Raw genomic sequence first — 15,732 nt, forward strand, 5'->3', positions numbered from 1 at the left:
TGACTCATGATGAAGAAGCTCGCGATCGCACTGGTCGCCTTGATGTTGCTCGCACCAACCCTTGGGCTCGTCACCATCGGACTGGTGGTGAATCCTGCTGTCATCGCGTGCCTTGCCTCGTCGGGACTCACCGTCGGAAATGTGCCGGATTCTCTCGTGGTCACGACCGCGAACGGCGAGACGTTCACCCTGAACAAGCAGCAGCTCACACACGCAGCGACGATCATCACAGTCGGATCGAGCATCGACGGCGTCACGAGGGATGCCATCCAGATTGCGCTGATGGCGGCGCTGACTGAGTCGACGCTTCGACAGCTTGCGAACACCGGCGCCTACCCCGAGTCCGGCAGCTACCCGAACGATGGGAATGGCTCCGATCACGACTCACTCGGCCTGTTCCAGATGCGATCGCAATCGGGCTGGGGCTCGGTCGCAGAGCTGATGGATCCCGAGTACCAAGCCAAAGCATTCTTCGGCGGCCCGACCGGCCCCAACTATCCCTCGCCCCGTGGTCTCCTCGACATCCCCGGCTGGCAGAGCATGGGTAAGGGGGAAGTCGCGCAAGCCGTCGAAGTGTCGGCGTACCCCGACCGGTACAACAACTACGAGCCCGTCGCCGAGACGATCCTCACGACGCTCACGCGTGGCACACCGGCAGCCACGACGACACCATCGGCCCCTGCGTCGCCTGTCGTCGACGTGGTGGAGGCCTCGCGCGTCGTGTTCCCGTTACCTGAACGAACCTGGGTGCACACCAGTGATTTCGGTCCACGAACCGATCCCCTCACAGGCGAGAGCGCCTTCCACAGCGGCACAGACTTCGCAGCGCCGGATGGGACGCCGATCCTCGCCGCGACTGACGGCGTCGTGACGGTCGCCGAGTTCTCCGGAGGCTACGGCGGCCTCATCGTGATCGAGCACCGCCTCGGCGGTGTGACGGTCGCGACCGCCTATGCGCACATGTGGCAGCACGGGATCCACGTCACCGTCGGCGAGCGCGTTATCGCGGGGCAACACATCGGCGATGTGGGGTCATCCGGGCGTTCCACGGGCCCACATCTGCACTTCGAGGTTCGACCAGGTGGAACGAACGGCGAAGCAGTGGATGCCGCGAAGTGGCTCAATGATCACGACGCTGCAGATCTCCCCGAAGCTACGGCAGGAGCCGGATGTTCCGCTCTCGGAGTTGGTCTCTGATGAACGTGTTTCCTGACTTCGGCAGCCTCAGCGGCATCGGTGATCTCAGAGTTGTGATCGGCGCGATGCTCACCATCATCCTGATCGTCGCGGTGCTCATGATCATCATCAGCGCGATCACCTGGGCCATCGCCACGTCGACGGGCAACCCTGGAGTCGCCGCGAAGGCGCGCGCCGGGGTCTTCGTCGCACTCGGCGCCGCGATCCTCGCCGGAGGCGGCGTCACGTGGGTCAACTGGCTCATCAACGTGGGCGGGCAGCTGTAGCCAATCATGGCTTTGCGCACCTGAGCCGAGCCAGGATCAGGCTGAAGTGACTCTCCGCCATTCGGTTCGCCCAAAGTCGCCTGGCCGTGAGATCAGGCGCAGCATGAGGTGGGGAGTTCGTTCCGGAAGAGGTTCGCCGTGAGGCGGATGCCTTCCGCCATGGTCAGATAAGGCGCCCAGGTGTCGGCGAGTTGCGTGACGGTGAATCCCGCCTTGATCGCGTAGGTCGCGGCGAGCATCATCTCGCCAGCAGCGTCGGCGAGTGCGTGGACGCCGAGAACTTTGCCGGAGTCAGAATCGGCGACAATCTTGATGCCGCCGCGGGTGTCATGATTGGCGATCGCTCGGGGCACATCGGACAGTCGCAAGTAGCGGCAAGCGCACCGGTATCCGGCGGCGATGGCGTCTGCTTCGGTGATCCCGGCGGAAGCGAGCTGAGGCGAGGTGAACAGGACGGAGGGGATCCCGGTGTAGTCAACCTGCTCAGAGCTACCGAGGGCGTTCCGCGCAGCGATCTTTCCGGCCATCGCGGCGACGTACACGTACTGGGGTGCATCGGTGACATCACCGGCGGCGAACACGGCCGGGTTGGTTGTCCGCTGAAGTTCGTCAACGACGACGAAGCCGCGCTCGTCGGTAGCAATGCCCGCTGCGGCAAGGTCGAGTTTTTCGGTGCGCGGTGTGCGGCCGGTGGCTACGAGTACCCGTTCACCCACAGCCACTGTCCCCCGGCCCGTCGTCACGTGCACCAAGCCGTCGATACGTGCGATGCTGGCGGCTCGGTCGCCAATGACGGTAATTCCGTCAGCCAGGAAGGCCTTGCGGAGTTCTGAGGAGAGTTCCGGTTCGGCGTGTGGGGCGAGCCGTCCGATGACGGTGACGTCCACCCCGAGCCGGGCGAAGAGTTGGGCTTGTTCCAGACCGACGAAACCTCCGCCGATCACGACAAGCGAATCGGGTAGCTCGGTCAATTCCATCGCTGTAGTTGACGTAAGGTATTCGATCTGTTCGATACCGGGGATAGCCGGGATGAGTGGTTCTGCACCGGTAGCTATGAGATACGACTTGGCACGCACCGGTCGGTCATCTACGAGCAGTGCGGATGGACTGGCGAACGCGGCGCTGCCGGGAAGGATCTCGAACCCGTACGCAGAGGCGATATCTGCGTACTTGGTTTGGCGGAGCATGCCGACCAGCTCGTCTTTTTGTTGCATCAGCGCAGCAAGGTCAACATCGCCAGCGGACGTGGAGACGCTGGGAAACGGATTGGTGATCGCGGCGTGGCGTGTGTGGGCGGCCGCGAGGAGTGTTTTCGAAGGCACACAGCCCACGTTCACGCAGGTACCGCCAAGCGTGCCGGACTCGATAGCGACGACGCTCGCACCCTCCAATCGAGCGTGGATCGCTGCGGACATTGCTGCGCCGCCAGTCCCGATCACCGCAAGGTCGAACTCTGTGTGTTGCGTCATGGCGCTTCCCCCTATCGAACCGGGCCGTACGTTCGACCACTCCTGAAAGAATGCACCTTCAAGTATGGTTGAAGGTCAAGCTGTCTACGGGAGGGGTCATCATGCGAATCGGAGAACTCGCCGAAAAGGCAAGGACTACGACGTCGACCCTCCGGTACTACGAAGAGCGCGGGCTACTCCCGCAGCCAGAGCGCACCACTACCGGGTACCGCAGCTATGGGGACGAGTCAGTTCAGAGGCTTGAATTCATTGACCGGGCACGTGCGGCAGGGCTCACCCTGGCACAAACCGCCGAGATTCTGAATGTTCGCGACTCGGGCCAGTCACCCTGCGATCACGTGCAAGGCCTCCTTGACCGTCAGCTCGTAGACATCGACGCGCAGATCGAAAAGTTGCAGGCCTTGCGCTCCAACATCGTCGAGCTTCGCGCACACGCCACGGCAACCGCATCCGAACCCTGCACGCCAGAGTCCATTTGCCGCTACCTCTGAAGGACGTTCGAAACATCGTCGCTGACAGCATGCGGTTGAGGTTGTACGACCGAGTGCCCGAGTTCGTGGCTCGGCGAGTGGACTTGGCGGATCGTGCTATGCCCCGCAGGAGATGACCTGCGCACCTGGCTCTCGACCCTGTTCCGTCACCGCCGCGGGCGGTGCTCACGCCAAGGAGCCACCGTGTTCGAACTCATCACGACCCTCACCGCAGTTCTGCCGATGAATATCGACGTAACTCCGAACGATTCCGGGTTGCCCGGGATCGGTCAGTTGCGCGTGATCGTCGGCGCCGTCATGACAATCGGGCTGATCCTGTCCGTGCTCGCACTGATCGTGTCAGCGATCGTGTGGGGATTCGGGGCGAACTCATCCAACCCACACCTCGCCTCTCGCGGCAAGCTCGGCGTACTCGTCTCCTGTGGCGCCGCGATCATCTGCGGTGCTTCCGTGACGCTGATCAACTTCTTCTGGAACGTCGGGCAGCAGGTGTGAGCTTCACGAAGCCATCAACTTCGAGAGCAATCCAATGAGTGTCTGCGATATCCCCGTCATCTCCAGTGTGTGCGATGCCGTCGGTGAAGGCGCCGCAACGTTGGTGTCTGCCCCATTCGACTGGCTGGCCGCGACGATGGGGCAAGCCGCCGGATGGCTCATCGAAGCCATGTGGACCGTCTTCGATAGCACCACCCTCGTCGACGTCCAGTCGCAGGGCTACCTCGACGTCTACAACCTGCTGTTCGGTATCGGTGTCTTCATCGTGCTGCTCTTCTTCTGCTTCCAACTCATCCTGGGACTGATCCGACGCGAACCTGCTGCGCTCTCACGCGCAGCACTCGGGGCGGCGAAGGCCGTGCTCGGTTCGTTTGTCGTCATCACGCTGACGGCAACGGCATTGGAAATCGTCGACCAACTTTCCATCGGCATCGTCCAAGCAGCGGGAGAGACCACCGAGACGATGGGCGACAAGATCGCGCTAGTCACCGCAGGCCTTACCACAATCAACATTGCTGCGCCCGGCGTCGGAGCGATCATCACGATATTCCTCGCCGGGCTCATGATCTGCGCGGTCGCGATTGTCTGGTTCTCGCTCCTCATTCGCAAGGCTCTGCTGCTCGTGGCGATCGTCCTTGCGCCAATCGCGTTTGCCGGTGCCGCATGGGATGTGACTCGCGGTTGGATCGGCAAATGGGTGGCGTTCGTCGTTGCGCTGATCGTGTCAAAGCTCGTGCTTGTTGTCGTGTTCCTCATCGCCATCACCCAGGTCTCCACGCCGATTGAGGCTGACCTTGCCGCCGTGACTGAACCGATCGCAGGCATTGTGCTGCTGTTCATCGCGGCGTTCGCGCCGTACATGGTCTATCGATTCATCTCGTTCTTGGGTTTCGATCTCTATCAGACGATGGGAAGCGAGCAGGAAGCAAAGAACGCAGTCAACCGGCCTGTGCCTGTTCCGTCAAAGCCGCAGGGGGATGGCGTCAAGAAGGTTCTGGATGGCGGTTCGGGTACCGGCGCATCACCGGCGTCGAGCAGTGCCCGAGGCTCAGCGCCCGCGGTGGGCGCGAGCAGTGGCGGCACGACGGCGAGCGCAAAAGCCGGAACCGGCGCGAGCGCGGGCGCAGGTACTGGGGCTGGAGCCGGTGCTGGGGCCGCTGCAGTTGCCGGGCCTGCCGCAGCAGCGATCATCGGAGCCGAAGTCGTCAAGGGCGCTGCCACAGCGGGTCCGAAGGCGGGACAGGCGATTGAGCGCACGGCCGAAACAGCAGCGACCGGTGCGGGCCAGGTCGGAGCTGCACCCTCCACCACGCCCGCTGCCGCCAAGGCCCCTTCGGTGCCTCAGCCATCAGCACCACGATCAGACCCCGCACCGCCGAGTACCCCTCGGCCTCGGCCGGGCATCAAGGAGTGATTGACCATGTCGAAGAATCACGACGCTCATCGCGCCGGAGACCTCGTGCCCGTCAAGTTCTCACGACTAACTCGACGCGGCGTCCTCCTTGGCCTGTCTCTCGCACAACTCGTTGTTCTTGGCCTCGGTGTCGGCACGCTGGTCTGGGCGTTCTACGCTGGCGGCGGCATCCTCATCACACTCACGTCACCCGTGTGGCTCGCATCGGCTGTAGTCGTCTGGGTCCGAGTTGCGGGCCGTGCAATCGTCGAGTGGATCCCGGTGTTCGTCTGGTGGGTGTGGAAGACCACCGCAGGACAGCTTCTCTACCGGCGACGGGTCGTCAAACCTCGCCCAGCGGGCACACTCGCGCTTCCCGGCGACATGGCTCGGCTTCGCGAATACGACGATCCGGTCACGGGAGCAGGAATGGTTCACGACCCGACCGCTGAGACTCTCACTGCGATTGTTTCTGTCTCGCATCCGGCTTTCGTGCTGCTCGACCCCGGTGAGCAGGAACGCCGGGTCAGTTCGTGGGGGCGTGTGCTCGCGACGGTCTGCCGGTCAGGTCGCATCTCAATGCTCCAAGTGCTTGAGCGCACGCTGCCTGACTCAGGGAGTGGGCTTGCCGAGTGGTGGGCTTCGCACGGCATTGCCGACGCGTCCTGGGCCTCAACCACATATGCCGAGCTGATCGACCGCGCGGGTCCCGCCGGGGAACGCCACGCGACCACGTTGTCGCTGTCGCTCGACATGCGAGCTGCCTCACGTCAGGTCCGCACCGCGGGTGGCGGAATTCGCGGAGCAGCAGCCGTGCTCCGTCAGGAGATGTCGACGCTCATCGCCGCGCTGCGCTCCGCTGATCTCTCACCGTCGTCTTGGTTGTCATCCGGTGAGATCGCGGTGATCCTGCGGTCAGCTTATGACCCTGCTGTTGCAGCAACCTTGGAACGCCACGGTGAGCTTGGGCAGTCGCTCGCAACTGCTGGGCCCGTGGCCGTCAACGAGTCTTGGTCGCGGTTGCGCACCGACTCGGCCTTCCACGCTGTGCTGTGGATCTCCGAATGGCCGCGGTCGATGGTGTACCCAGGGTTCCTCGCACCGCTACTGCTTTCCACGGGCATCCAACGCTCGTTCTCGCTGCTCTGCACACCGATGCGGTCAGATCAGGCTGCGCGCGACATTCGAAAGAAGAAGACCGAGTACATCTCTGACGCGGCCCAACGGCAGCGGATCGGTCAAATAGAAGACGCGTCGCAGACAGCAGAGTTTCACGATGTGCTGCAGCAGGAAGCCGACCTCACGGCCGGGCACGGGGTGCTCCGCTACACGGGTCTCGTCTCTGTCTCGGCGCGCACAGCCGACGACCTCGATGCCGCGGTTGCCGCCATTGAGCAGGCGGCGATCCAGGCCTCCTGCGAGACACGTCTCCTTGTCGGTCAGCAGGCCCAGGCGTTCACCGCGGCGGCGTTGCCGCTCTGTCGAGTTGTGTAACTAAGCCCGCTAACCAACGTGAAACTCGCGTTCCCGGGACTCACCGTTCTCTGTCCATCGAACTCGCAGAACATCAGGATCGCCTCCCCCCATATGGTGCATCACGTTCAAGCGACGAGTCTGGCCCGCATGGATCACTGTGGGTGAGCTGTCGTTGACAAGAAGCATGCTCGTGTTCTCACCAACGGTTTCGAAAGTGACATCGAGCGCGTCCTCCTCCCCGGAGTTTGTGATCTCAATCCAATGCCTCGTTGAGTACTGGGGCTTTCCTTGCTTGCTAACACCCTTCATCTCACGTTCCTGATGCGGCTGGGCGGATAGCTGGACACCACGCTTCGCAGCCTTCAGGGTCGGAACTCCCAAATCAAGCTGAGCGATGTCAAACTCCACCGCTTTCCAGACTTCATGCCCCAGTTGAGCGGTGGTTCCGAACTCGCCGAGCAGTCCGCGCTGACTAATCTCGGCGCGGAATTCACGGAGCCCATCAAGCTGGTTCGTGTCTACGTCATTCGGGAGTGAGGCCGTCGAAAAGTAGAGGTGTACTGGCTTTCCGCTCGCAACGGCCCTCTCGATTTCCTCAACCGTTCCGGAAACCGCATCCGAGGTTGGGGAGCCCAGTCTGCTGCCGAACAGCGCGAAGACAATGTCAGATTCATCAACGCCTTGGGAGTTTATGAACGACTGAGGGTGGCCACCCAGGACTGGCACCGAAGACGTCTCCCATCTCCACGGCAGAAGCACAATCTGCTTTGTGCTCGAATTTGCGTTGTTCCACTCATTTATCGCAGCCTCCACAGCATCGCGAGCATCGGGAATATCTGAGGGAGAAGCGATCATTACGCGAAGAACAGTTGCAGCGAAAGACATGAGATCAGGCTATCCGGCACCTCCGACATCTCACGGGTAGCCCAGGCTCACCTCCTCGGTATCCGCAGCAGAGAGCCCCTGGAGGCCGTCATGCCAACTTTCTACGATCCCGGCGCCGATGCCGGTGAAGCATCCGAGGCGTTACGCGGGCTCGCGCATGCCTCACGAAACTTCGAGAACCCGCAGGATCTCTACGGTGTCCTCGGCGACCTGCTCTCGGGAGTCCGCTCGCTGAAGCAAGTGCTCGATCAGCTCGCTACCGCTCACATCAATAATCGGTCGCGCGCTTTTGACGATCACGGTAGTCATACCGCTGGATCAGCGGACGCGCTCGCTGCCGCCGATGAATTGCATCAGGCAGCAACGTTCATCGATCAAGCTGAGGAACGACTGAACGCCGCAGCGTCAGCCGCAAGCCGAGTCGCCTGGCATGATGCACCCGCCAGAGGTACCACCCTGACCGCTCGGTGGATCAACGTCGTCTTCTTGCAAGGCCAAGAGGCCGACGAAGTACTCGACATGATCGACGCAGATGGCGCCTCTGTCGGACTCAATTACCTGAAGAGCTGGGACTACGGGGACGAGACCACGGAAGCTGCGATGGAGAACGGCTACGTCTACGACGAACCCCCAAGCGGTCCATTGGAGCACGAGCTGCGCGCGGGTGATTATCACCTCGCGTACAGCCATAGTTTTGATCATGTCGCCCTGTATCGACACCACACAGTCACTCCCGAAGACGGGCTCCCAGACGAGTCGCGCGGCCTCGGTAGCGTCCCAGGGGCGCGGGGCCCGCAGCGGGCATCCTGGTTCGAGCCAGCCAACATCACGGCGCTCAAGCAGGAGCGAGGGCTCGGGATATGAATCGGGACGAGGCCGAGCGGCTCCATAGTGCAGTACTCGTAGCTCCAGCTTCCGAGAGGCACCGAGTGCGCAGACAGCGGCGCAGAGCAGCAGCGAAGCTTCAGATTGAGCAGCAACGTGCTGAACGGCAAGAAGCCCACGCGAAGTACCTCGCCGAGGTGGCAGAGCGTCGAGGAACTACGTATCTTCCTGCTGCTGGTGAGCCCGGACCGGCTCAGCTGCGTTCTCCTGGAAGATTTCGCCTGCCCCGACATCAGGACACCTCGGCCACCCTCGCGGGCGCGTACCCGTTCCTCGCCGAGGGTGGACTCGGATCCGATGGCGTGTTCGTCGGACAGGACCTATATTCAGGCGGCTCGTTCGTCTACGACCCGTGGGTGCTGTATGCCCGTGGCATCATCACCGCCCCGAATCTCGTGCTCGCGGGCATCGTGGGGTCAGGCAAATCCAGTCTGGCAAAGAGCCTCTACACACGATCCCTCCCGTTCGGACGTCGCGTGTATGTGCCAGGTGACCCGAAAGGCGAGCACACGGCTATCGCCGAGGCTGTCGGCGGACGAGCAATCGTGCTCGGTCACGGGCTCACTACACGACTCAATCCGCTCGACGAGGGCTATCGTCCCTCCGGTATGAGCGATGAGAGCTGGGCATCCACTGTGGCGTCCCGGCGCCGTGACCTGATCGGCGCCCTCGCAGAGACAGTTCTCAATCGGCCCCTTACGCCGCTGGAACACACAGCAATCGATACGGCACTGAACGAGGTCGTGCGCAGCAATAACGTACCGATTCTTCCGATGGTCGTCGAGCGTATCCTCGCGCCTGACTCAGGTGCAGACCCCGACGGCAGGCTTGCCGAAGACGGACGACTCGTGGGGCATGCACTCCGACGGCTCGTTGCCGGGGACCTCGCCGGGCTATTCGATGGTCCGTCAACGGTAACGTTCGATCCGACGTTGCCGATGATCTCGCTAGACCTGTCTCGGGTGACGGAGAACTCGACTTTGATCTCGGTGCTCATGACGTGTTCTTCTGCGTGGATGGAGTCTGCACTGCTCGATCCCAACGGCGGCCAACGGTGGTGTATCTACGACGAGGCATGGCGGCTCATGTCCCATCCCGCGCTGCTGCGGCGGATGGATGCGCACTGGCGCCTCGCTCGTCACTACGGGATCGCGAACATGCTGATCTTCCACAAATTGACCGACCTCGAGAACGTTGGAGACCAAGGGTCAGCGATGCGTTCTCTCGCAAATAGCCTGCTGGCGAACGCGGAAACCAGAATCATCTACCGGCAGGAATCCGACCAGCTCGGCGTCACTGCTGGCGCGCTCGGGCTGACTGGGACGGAACAGAAGCTGTTACCCGGGCTCGGCGTGGGGCAAGGCCTCTGGCGCATCAAGGATCGCTCGTTCGTATGCCAGCATCAGCTACACCCGGGTGAACTGGAACTCTTCGACACAACTGGGCGAATGACAACAACTCAGACCGTTACCTAGCCCTTGGGCCAAGCAATCTCGGTCGTTACTTCGATTGAGCTGATCGACTCGGCTGCTCGTGTGAACAGGCCGCTCCCGCCAAGCTTCAAATCAAGTTTCGTCGTGAGTTCGAGACCTGCCTTGAAGGTCTGAGTGGACTCGCGGAGTCCGTTGATTTTGACCCGGTGCGTTCGCACTGGGTTGCCCGTCGCAGAAAGGTCGATGAGCCCCGAAACGTCTGGGTCGTTTGACAGGCGCCGTTCCAGCATGAATGCCCTGGCACCTTCGACATCAACGGGCTTGCCACCAAGGGCTGTCTCGGCCTCGAAGCGGCCCTCCAGTCGGTTCTTCATCGATCGAGCAAACTCTCCGTCGAACTTTGCGATCTTGACATCCGCTTTGGCCTTGCCCGCAATATCCGACTTTTCCTGTTCGATCTCGACCTTCACGAACTTGATGGATGAAGCCCCCAGGTGCGCAGCAATCGAAGCCAGGTGATAGTACTTTGCTTTGACGAAGGTCTCTATCGCGTCATCGGCGAAGGCATAGGCAGCGATATCGTACGGATTACGGACCAGTAGCTGGTCGGTCGCCATGAGGTCACGAGCATAAAGGTGCTTGCGCAGTGTGGTGACCCGCTCGATCTGGGTGACTGGGTCTGCCGAATACGGAACGATAAGGGAGTCGGGATCATCCAAGAGCTGAGCCCGGCGCTCGTCATTTGCAATCGTGCGATAGGTCTTGTCTGCTACGACAATGGCCACGCGAGGCAGTGGACCGAGTTGTTCAGCCATGATCGCTCCTAGTTCCTGTGTTCATCGCTGGGAAACTGCGGCAGCGATCAGAACTGCGGCCACAATGACCACACCAGCTACGACAACGATGCCCCCGGCGATAACCATCCGACGCCGGGTCACGAACGACTCATGGATTCCAGAAGTAATTTGAAGAGCTGCGCGCACAGGTTCAAAATCGACATCACGGCGGATTGCGTGGACACCGGAAACGATCGTCGCTGCGGCAGCATCAAGATCGGAGTTCGCACGGTTCATCTCCACCACAGCAGTGATTGGTGAACCATCCTGGTCATCGTCGGCATCGTCGAAGACCAACCGCGCGATCCCACGAGAGTATCGGACGTCGATAGCACCTACCCTGACGGGCTTCGCGTTCGCCACCACCTGGGCCTTCGCCCGGAGGTCCGTGAAGCCCGCGTGGCTACTTTCAACGGCTACGCCATCAATCGCTGATTCCAACCCCTGCCGGTCAGCTGCTTGTGCATAGGTCGCAATCATTCGAGATACCTCGTAATCCGTTCTACAAGCCTTTCGGCATCCGCTTTGGACACTTGACTCCCGATGACGATGTCCGCCTTGCCGAGCTTCACCGCGTTCTGTTTGACAACTGGAGCCACTTTCACCAGATTCTCGAACGCGCCGTCGTCGCTGTAGCTGGGATCCTTGTCGGCGAAGACCCCTACAAAGATTACGCGCGGCGTTGCAGCCTTCTTCTCCCGCAGGTCCGTATACCAGTCAACGAGGTGATCAAGATGTTCGCCAACGATCTTCAGCTCAGCCTCATCACCAGCAACGATCAGATCGGACCGAAACAAATACCAGACGAAATCTGATGACTCAAACCCGTTCTTCCAGTCCTTGTAGGCGGGCTCAGTGTGGCCCGGTAAGTCCTTCGGGACCGTGAAAAGGACGTCGCCCTTGCCTTGAACTGGCAGTGTGAAGGTTTCACCCGGAAGCGGATCCGGTGTCCGCGTACGGTGCGCTGGAAGCGTTCCCTTGGACAGGAAGTGCAAGAGCGTCGTCTTTCCGACCTCTTGACGCCCAAGTATCGTAATATTCTTCCCCTTGGCCTGCTCGCCGAATCGCTTTACCACCTGTGGAATCCCGAAGCCGAGGGCTGCAGCAAGCGCAACGACTCCGAAACCAATGGGCACGAGCAGGGGTATCGGCATCTTTCACCTCGCTCTTTCGATGGCTACCTCGGCGTCGAGGACCGGTTCGTCCAAGCACACTGCTCTCAAGTCTAATCCGAGGCCCAAGATTGAACTCCGAGCCACCTTGCATTCGAGCCTTCGCGATCACCTTGCGTCCGGGCATCGACCCGGTGTCTCACAGGAACGCGAGGGAGACGCCCCGACTCGAAGAGGCTCGCCTCACGACGATTTGAGTTCGGCCACCAGAGAGTTTTCTGCCGCTTTGTCCGTGGCCTGCTGACTTGGGCGCACGGGCCAGGCCGCGCACCTCATGGGTATGCGTCCCTACAACCCATCTGCCCCTGCGCCCGAACCATCTGTCAACCTCCCCATCGCCAGAGTCCGCGTCGATGAACGAGGCGCAATGACCGTCACGCTCGACGGTCGAGAGTTCCCACCTTCGACGTCAGCAACAGAATGGAGTCGGAAACGGTTCGGTGAGCTGCTCGACGCGCTCTCCGAGCACCGCACTCGTACGGTCCGTGTCGAGGTGCACGAGTATGACGGCGCGGTGTTCACCGACATTGTTCACGCCACTCGTAGCGGACAAGTTGCAGATGCGCCGCCACCCAGTTCCTTGCGGCGAGCGCGCCACAGAACAGCGCATCAACTGATCGAGTTGCATGGCACCGGGTTCATCCCTGGCGAGGATGTCACAGTTGCTCTCACGTTGTCGAGCGCGGAAGGTTCCGCCGACGGCACGGCTCGTGCGGTTATCGATCTCAGTCAGATTTCGGACCAGAACGCAGAGATCCTTCTCATCGGCCGCATCTCGGGAGCCATTGTCGTCGAGCAGTTGCCGTCATGACCCGCACCCAAACCCACAGCCGAGGTCCTGGGGATGAGTTGACCAACGCGCTCATGATCGGCCTCTTCGCGCTATTCGGTATCGCAGCCGTGCTGCGCGGCGCCGGATCAATCGCGGCGTTCCTGACCAGTGTGGAGCAACCAACGGTCGGCTTCGCAGGTGGTGTCAACGTACTCTTTGACCCTGTCCATCCTGCAGCGGCCCTTGGGGCACCACGCCTCCACACAGTGCTCTACTGGGCCGTCGCGGCGTTCCTGCTCGGCTTGCTCGCCACCGCGGTTGTTGGTGCCTGGGTCTGGCTTCGGCGCCACTCGCGCGCAGTCTCTGCCGACCCCCGCAAGCTCGAAGGGACCGCGAGCGGGCACGATGTCGCTTCCAGCGCTTCTTCGAAGACACTTCTTCGTCGCGCAGCCACACTCCGGCCATCGCTTGTGCGTCCACAGCCTGCTGACGTGGGTTTCTTGCTTGGACGCTCGCACGGCAAACAGATCTGGGCCAGTGTCGAAGACTCGATTCTGCTGATCGGTCCACCGCGCTCAGGAAAGGGTCTGCATGTCGTGATTCCGGCCATCCTCGATGCGCCAGGGGCAGTCGTCACGACGTCAACAAGGCCCGACAATCTCACGGTCACGCTGAAGGCACGAGAGCGCCTCGGCCCGGTCGCTGTGTTCGACCCACAGCACCTGGCCGAAGGGATTCCTGCCGGTCTGAGATGGTCACCCATCAGAGGCTGCGAGGATCCGCTCACCGCAATGATCCGAGCGACCGGTCTCGCGGCAGCCACAGAACTTTCCTCCGGCGGTGTCGAGGGAGGTGGCTTCTGGGAAGGCAAGACTCGGGTTGCATTACAGGCACTCCTCCATGCTGCAGCCCTGGATCACAGGACACCTGCGGAACTCTTCCGGTGGACACTCGACCCTGCAGCCGCGGCCGAGGCCGTCGCGATCCTGACCGGCTCACCTCTCGCCGCAACAGGGTGGGCGGAATCCTTGGAAGCGATGCTCGATTCCGACCCGCGCACTCGGGACAGCATCTGGCAAGGAGTGTCGCTCGCTCTGGCAGCACTTGCCGATCCGCGAGTATTGGATTCCGTGAGTCCGTCGGAGGGCGAGCACTTCGATCCGGAGCAGTTCATCCGCCACCGCGGCACACTGTACCTCCTCGCGACGGGAGCCGGTGCCGGTAACAGTGCGGCGTTGGTCGCTGCCTTCGTCGAAGATCTCGTAGAGACTGCGCGCCGCATGGCCGCACGCTCCCCCGGTGCACGGCTTGATCCGCCGTTACTGCTCGCTCTCGATGAGATCGGAAACCTCGCGCCACTCCCGTCGCTTCCCACGCTCATGGCCGAGGGCGGTGGTACTGGCATCACGACAATGCCCGTGCTGCAGTCCCTCGCGCAGGCGCGAGACAAGTGGTCAGAGAACCAGGCAGCAGCGATCTGGGATGCGAGCATCGCAAAGATCGTTCTCGGTGGCGCGTCCAACTCCCGTGATCTTCAAGACCTTTCGACACTCATCGGAGAGCGTGATGAGTTCACGAACTCTGTCACGCTCGGTGACTATGGCTCGCGTTCCAGTCAACGCTCCATCCGGAGAGTGCCGATCCTGCCGCCCGATCGGATTCGGACACTCCCGTTCGGAACCGGCGTGATCCTCTTGCGCTCCGCACCACCCATCATCACGGATCTGCATCCCTGGCCCCAGCGAAAGGACGGGGACGTGCTCCAACGTGATCGCGCTGTCGTCGAGGCACTCCTACGGAGACCTTCACACTGACGATTCTGGGGACAGAAGTGCACCTGCCTGCCACAGCGACCGAGCAAGGTTGCTCGTCTCATCAATCAGGAAGAGCATCATGTCGATCCATACACAAGAATCCGTCTCAGGCTTCATCACGTCAGATCCGCAGCTGACAGTCACATCCAACGGGAATCCGCGGCTCTACCTCCGCTTTGGGCAAGAACACTTCCGCCGAGAAGAAGACGGCACCTTCACCCAGCTGGAGTCGAGTTATCACCACCTGGTGATGTTCGGGCGCTCGGCTGAACGTGCCGCGGAACGGTTCGCCAAGGGCGACAACTTCATCGCTGAGGGATACCAGCGCCCGGTGAGCTACGAGCGCGACGGTCAGAACGTGGAGAGCGAAGAGTTCGTTGCGAAGCGCATCGGCCATGACGCGGCCCGCACAAAGTACGAAGTCGACCGTTCACATCGGCAAGCCGCGAGTCGTACCAGCGCGACCCCCGAGCGGGGTCAGGCGTTCGCTCCGCGAAAGCCAAGCGCCGTGTCCAATGCAGCCATGCTCGGCCGTTGAACCGGATGGGTGAAGTTATGAACGAGCATGATCACTCCGACAGGCCTGCTCGGAACATAAGTGCAGACCAGTTTGAACCTGACCTGGTAGCGGAGCCACCGCACCCGATCAATTGGAACCTCCTCACTTCGCATGACCTTGAGCAAGAACTCCTCGAACTCAACCGTTGGGTAAATTGGCTTCGCACCGAGTACGGCCTACCGGCATCGGTGATTCCGCCACTCTGGCACCGCCATCCCGAATTGCTCTGGGAGCTTTCTGCACTACATCTACATTGGCTGTGCGCGTACGATCCAAACCAAGACGGATCAGCACCCTTTGGTTGGCATCGCGATTTTCTGGATGCACGCCAACGTCTCCGTGACTGGGTCGCAACAAGCGGAACGCGCCTCGACCGAGATCGTCCGACCCGGCACACCATCTGGCCCGGAGAGGAACCCCCGGCCGACAGCGTCGAGCAATCGATCACGGATCGAGATGCCGACTTCGTGCAATTCGTGCTTGAGCAGGTCGAAGCTCGCAGGGCTGCCGAGGATGCGTTCTACGCGAGTCTCGATGAGCGAACGGGTGAGATACCTAGCTGAGCGAGAGGTCAACCCCAGACGCAGTT

The 15,732-nt window shown here is 61.6% G+C and carries 16 protein-coding genes and 1 pseudogene; 12 read left to right on the top strand and 5 right to left on the bottom strand.

Features of this window, described 5'->3' with window-relative positions; translation table 11 throughout:
- Positions 1-6 precede the first annotated feature (6 nt).
- Both B7W94_RS06525 and B7W94_RS06530 read left to right on the top strand, forming a co-directional pair.
- Positions 7-1,173 (top strand): annotated as a pseudogene (locus B7W94_RS06525) (M23 family metallopeptidase); the annotation flags it as partial.
- Positions 1,174-1,196: 23 nt separating this feature from the next.
- Complete coding sequence (locus tag B7W94_RS06530; RefSeq protein ID WP_085605408.1) at positions 1,197-1,463, top strand: DUF6112 family protein; 267 nt, start codon at positions 1,197-1,199, stop codon at positions 1,461-1,463.
- A 92-nt stretch (positions 1,464-1,555) separates the two neighbouring features.
- Here B7W94_RS06530 and merA read toward each other — a convergent pair whose 3' ends face one another.
- The gene (gene merA / locus B7W94_RS06535) at positions 1,556-2,932 is read right to left on the bottom strand and encodes a mercury(II) reductase (protein WP_085605410.1); all 1,377 of its coding nucleotides are present in this window, start codon (positions 2,930-2,932) and stop codon (positions 1,556-1,558) included.
- 101 nt (positions 2,933-3,033) lie between these two features.
- Between merA and B7W94_RS06540 the strand changes: the two genes are divergently transcribed.
- From B7W94_RS06540 to B7W94_RS06555, 4 genes are all read left to right on the top strand, one after another.
- Positions 3,034-3,423: a heavy metal-responsive transcriptional regulator gene (locus tag B7W94_RS06540; protein WP_085605464.1), complete on the top strand. Its 390-nt coding sequence runs from the start codon at positions 3,034-3,036 to the stop codon at positions 3,421-3,423.
- 222 nt (positions 3,424-3,645) lie between these two features.
- On the top strand, positions 3,646-3,918 hold the full coding sequence (locus tag B7W94_RS06545; RefSeq protein WP_223160667.1) for a DUF6112 family protein: 273 nt from the start codon (positions 3,646-3,648) through the stop codon (positions 3,916-3,918).
- Positions 3,919-3,952: 34 nt separating this feature from the next.
- The gene (locus B7W94_RS06550; protein ID WP_085605412.1) at positions 3,953-5,332 is read left to right on the top strand and encodes a conjugal transfer protein TrbL; all 1,380 of its coding nucleotides are present in this window, start codon (positions 3,953-3,955) and stop codon (positions 5,330-5,332) included.
- 6 nt (positions 5,333-5,338) lie between these two features.
- Entirely contained in the window at positions 5,339-6,805 is a 1,467-nt protein-coding gene (locus B7W94_RS06555; protein WP_085605414.1) for an SCO6880 family protein, read from the top strand.
- Between the two features lie 9 nt (positions 6,806-6,814).
- Here B7W94_RS06555 and B7W94_RS06560 read toward each other — a convergent pair whose 3' ends face one another.
- Positions 6,815-7,672: a DUF4062 domain-containing protein gene (locus tag B7W94_RS06560; RefSeq protein WP_085605416.1), complete on the bottom strand. Its 858-nt coding sequence runs from the start codon at positions 7,670-7,672 to the stop codon at positions 6,815-6,817.
- Between the two features lie 90 nt (positions 7,673-7,762).
- Between B7W94_RS06560 and B7W94_RS06565 the strand changes: the two genes are divergently transcribed.
- Positions 7,763-8,536, top strand: coding sequence for a hypothetical protein (locus B7W94_RS06565; RefSeq protein ID WP_085605418.1), 774 nt, complete (start codon positions 7,763-7,765; stop codon positions 8,534-8,536).
- On the top strand, positions 8,533-10,032 hold the full coding sequence (locus B7W94_RS06570) for an ATP-binding protein (protein WP_085605420.1): 1,500 nt from the start codon (positions 8,533-8,535) through the stop codon (positions 10,030-10,032). Before B7W94_RS06565 ends, B7W94_RS06570 begins: the two co-directional genes overlap by 4 nt.
- Here B7W94_RS06570 and B7W94_RS06575 read toward each other — a convergent pair.
- The 3 genes from B7W94_RS06575 to B7W94_RS06580 are packed head-to-tail and all read right to left on the bottom strand — an operon-like array spanning position 10,029 to position 11,980.
- Complete coding sequence (locus B7W94_RS06575) at positions 10,029-10,805, bottom strand: hypothetical protein (RefSeq protein WP_139833276.1); 777 nt, start codon at positions 10,803-10,805, stop codon at positions 10,029-10,031. The two genes, B7W94_RS06570 and B7W94_RS06575, sit on opposite strands and share 4 nt — an antisense overlap.
- A 21-nt stretch (positions 10,806-10,826) precedes the next feature.
- Entirely contained in the window at positions 10,827-11,306 is a 480-nt protein-coding gene (locus B7W94_RS17920) for a hypothetical protein (RefSeq protein WP_139833277.1), read from the bottom strand.
- Positions 11,303-11,980 (bottom strand): hypothetical protein, encoded by a 678-nt coding sequence (locus B7W94_RS06580; RefSeq protein WP_085605424.1) that lies wholly within the window; start codon positions 11,978-11,980, stop codon positions 11,303-11,305. The genes B7W94_RS17920 and B7W94_RS06580 overlap by 4 nt, the downstream gene beginning before the upstream one ends.
- A 385-nt stretch (positions 11,981-12,365) precedes the next feature.
- On the opposite strand from B7W94_RS06580, the gene B7W94_RS17925 reads away from it, so the two are divergent.
- The 4 genes from B7W94_RS17925 to B7W94_RS06595 all read left to right on the top strand — a co-directional run bounded on the left by B7W94_RS17925 (position 12,366) and on the right by B7W94_RS06595 (position 15,706).
- Complete coding sequence (locus B7W94_RS17925) at positions 12,366-12,809, top strand: hypothetical protein (RefSeq protein WP_139833278.1); 444 nt, start codon at positions 12,366-12,368, stop codon at positions 12,807-12,809.
- Positions 12,806-14,584, top strand: a complete 1,779-nt coding sequence (locus B7W94_RS06585; RefSeq protein WP_085605426.1) for a type IV secretory system conjugative DNA transfer family protein — start codon at positions 12,806-12,808, stop codon at positions 14,582-14,584. Before B7W94_RS17925 ends, B7W94_RS06585 begins: the two co-directional genes overlap by 4 nt.
- 79 nt (positions 14,585-14,663) lie before the next feature.
- Complete coding sequence (locus B7W94_RS06590; protein ID WP_085605428.1) at positions 14,664-15,122, top strand: single-stranded DNA-binding protein; 459 nt, start codon at positions 14,664-14,666, stop codon at positions 15,120-15,122.
- A gap of 17 nt (positions 15,123-15,139) precedes the next feature.
- Positions 15,140-15,706, top strand: coding sequence for a hypothetical protein (locus tag B7W94_RS06595; RefSeq protein WP_085605430.1), 567 nt, complete (start codon positions 15,140-15,142; stop codon positions 15,704-15,706).
- The last annotated feature ends 26 nt before the right edge of the window (positions 15,707-15,732 follow it).

Origin of the sequence: Microbacterium sp. LEMMJ01 (assembly GCF_002114135.1) — a bacterium.
In the GTDB taxonomy this organism is placed as follows: Bacteria; Actinomycetota; Actinomycetes; order Actinomycetales; family Microbacteriaceae; genus Microbacterium.

Excerpts from the sequence above, each read along its gene's own strand:
- B7W94_RS06530 (WP_085605408.1), top strand. The coding sequence starts at position 1,197 with ATGAACGTGTTTCCTGACTTCGGCAGCCTCAGCGGCATCGGTGATCTC.
- merA (WP_085605410.1), bottom strand. The coding sequence starts at position 2,932 with ATGACGCAACACACAGAGTTCGACCTTGCGGTGATCGGGACTGGCGGC.
- B7W94_RS06540 (WP_085605464.1), top strand. The coding sequence starts at position 3,034 with ATGCGAATCGGAGAACTCGCCGAAAAGGCAAGGACTACGACGTCGACC.
- B7W94_RS06545 (WP_223160667.1), top strand. The coding sequence starts at position 3,646 with ATGAATATCGACGTAACTCCGAACGATTCCGGGTTGCCCGGGATCGGT.
- B7W94_RS06550 (WP_085605412.1), top strand. The coding sequence starts at position 3,953 with ATGAGTGTCTGCGATATCCCCGTCATCTCCAGTGTGTGCGATGCCGTC.
- B7W94_RS06555 (WP_085605414.1), top strand. The coding sequence starts at position 5,339 with ATGTCGAAGAATCACGACGCTCATCGCGCCGGAGACCTCGTGCCCGTC.
- B7W94_RS06560 (WP_085605416.1), bottom strand. The coding sequence starts at position 7,672 with ATGTCTTTCGCTGCAACTGTTCTTCGCGTAATGATCGCTTCTCCCTCA.
- B7W94_RS06565 (WP_085605418.1), top strand. The coding sequence starts at position 7,763 with ATGCCAACTTTCTACGATCCCGGCGCCGATGCCGGTGAAGCATCCGAG.
- B7W94_RS06570 (WP_085605420.1), top strand. The coding sequence starts at position 8,533 with ATGAATCGGGACGAGGCCGAGCGGCTCCATAGTGCAGTACTCGTAGCT.
- B7W94_RS06575 (WP_139833276.1), bottom strand. The coding sequence starts at position 10,805 with ATGGCTGAACAACTCGGTCCACTGCCTCGCGTGGCCATTGTCGTAGCA.
- B7W94_RS17920 (WP_139833277.1), bottom strand. The coding sequence starts at position 11,306 with ATGATTGCGACCTATGCACAAGCAGCTGACCGGCAGGGGTTGGAATCA.
- B7W94_RS06580 (WP_085605424.1), bottom strand. The coding sequence starts at position 11,980 with ATGCCGATACCCCTGCTCGTGCCCATTGGTTTCGGAGTCGTTGCGCTT.
- B7W94_RS17925 (WP_139833278.1), top strand. The coding sequence starts at position 12,366 with ATGACCGTCACGCTCGACGGTCGAGAGTTCCCACCTTCGACGTCAGCA.
- B7W94_RS06585 (WP_085605426.1), top strand. The coding sequence starts at position 12,806 with ATGACCCGCACCCAAACCCACAGCCGAGGTCCTGGGGATGAGTTGACC.
- B7W94_RS06590 (WP_085605428.1), top strand. The coding sequence starts at position 14,664 with ATGTCGATCCATACACAAGAATCCGTCTCAGGCTTCATCACGTCAGAT.
- B7W94_RS06595 (WP_085605430.1), top strand. The coding sequence starts at position 15,140 with ATGAACGAGCATGATCACTCCGACAGGCCTGCTCGGAACATAAGTGCA.